1 protein-coding gene is annotated in these 1931 nt (G+C 52.8%); it reads left to right on the forward strand.

From position 1 onward, the window contains the following. Positions 1-145 precede the first annotated feature (145 nt). Entirely contained in the window at positions 146-1732 is a 1587-nt protein-coding gene (locus ACG2E4_RS18275; protein WP_395277488.1) for an MFS transporter, read from the forward strand. Positions 1733-1931: the final 199 nt, after the last annotated feature.

Raw genomic sequence — 1931 nt, forward strand, 5'->3', positions numbered from 1 at the left:
GGTCAACAATATCTTTGACGCCCGTTACAACGGTTCGGTGGTGGTCAACGCGGGAGGCAATTATTACGAGCCGGCCGCCGGGATCAACTGGAGAAGTGGGATTAGTCTTCGATTTTAATTTTTTAGAAACAAATAAGAGATTATCGTGAATAAGCAGTCTGCAAGCCATAAAGATATTGAGCGGGAAAAATTATTTTTGGGCATTTGCATGGCCCTGGTGCCCACGGCCTTCTCATTTATTTTAGTGAGCAATATTCTCAATCAATTGAAGACCGAGTTTATCCTTACGAACGCTGGAGTGGGTTATATCGGCGGGGCAGCCCTTTGGGGCATGTCAGTATCATTGCTAACCATTGGCCCATTTATGGAAAAGTTTGGATTAAAGAAAGCGGCGATGGGCGCGTTCGCGGGGCATATTTCCGGGGTAACACTGTTTTTAGTTGCCTACTTTTTTGCTGGTGATCCGGTTGCATTCTGGATTTTATTTGCCGGTGCGATTGGAATGGGATTTGGAAACGGGATGATCGAGGTGGCCGGAAATCCGCTGACGGCAGCTCTGTACCCGGATAACAAGACCACCAAGCTGAATCATTTTCACGGTTTTTATACCGGTGGGCTGGTGGTAGGTGGCCTGCTGGGCTGGGGCATGAGCCAGATTGGAACGATCGGAGCGATTAACATTGGTCACTGGACGGCACAAATGGCGCTGGTCTATATACCAATTCTGATCTACGGGTGGCTGCTGTTTCCCCGCAAGTTCCCGCAGACCGAGACCGCCCAAGCGGGCATCCCGATAAAGGAGATGGTTTCTTATACCTTTACCAACCCGTATGTACTGGGGCTTATCCTGCTGATGATGTTTACCCTTGGAATGGAGATGGGGCCGATGCGCTGGATCCCGGGCGTACTGCAGGCGGCCGGGCTGCATGGGATGCTGGTACTGGTATGGATCAGCGGGTTGATGTTCGCCCTTCGGATGTATGCTGGCCCGTTTGTGGAAAAGTTTTCTCCTACAGGTATGCTGATAGGAGGCTCCATATTGACCTTCCTTGGTCTACTGATATTTAGCTTTGTGGAAGCCGGGATTGCACTTTTGATGCTTGCCGGAGCCCTGTTTGCGGTCGGTATCGCCTTTTTCGTGCCAAACATGATCGGGCTCATGAGCGAACGGTTTCCGAAAGCCGGATTGCTGGGTATTGTGCTACTGATTGGCATGGGTTTTGTTGGCGGAGGGGCCTCGAATGCCATCATGGGAGAGATTGTCGACAGCTACATGCCGGAGGCTCTTGACGAGCAACGGACGGTGCAGATCCTCCGACAGGTGGAGGAGCGGTTCCCGGCGCATCTGGAGAAGGCCGAGAAAGCCTCGGGGAACCGACAGGCGCTGGCTGAGCTGGGCTACCGGGCAGCGGATGTCAGCAACATCCTGGAGCATACTGGCGCTGCCCTGACCTATTACCAGGAGCATGGAGTATTCGAAGGCAGCTCCACCGGCAATGCCCTTCGGGCGCTGATTGATTCAGGGATGCCCCAGGAACAACAGCTTATCGAACAGGCTTCGGGAGTACTGCGACCGGCCGACAACTACGGCGGGCGGATGGCCTTCCGATGGGTCGCCCCGATCGCACTGCTGTCGGGGGTGGTATATCTGCTATGGTTTATCAGGGATCAGCATCGGGGTGGATACCAGGTGGAGCGCCTGGAGAAAAGGGAAGCACCGGCGGAAGCCTGAGCTTCCAGAAGCACCAAAAGGTATGGCCATGTCAACGGGTAAGTTGTACAGCCCCTTGCCAATTAAAAAATTTAACTTCACATATTCGAAACATTCAATATTAGTATTATGCCAGACAACCAAGTAAACATAGCGATTATCGGGCTGGGTTTCGGCGCGGAGTTCATCCCGATCTACCAGAAGCACCCGCAGGCGAACA

Source organism: Halalkalibaculum sp. DA384 (assembly GCF_043951955.1).
GTDB lineage: Bacteria > Bacteroidota > Rhodothermia > Balneolales > Balneolaceae > JAMQKA01.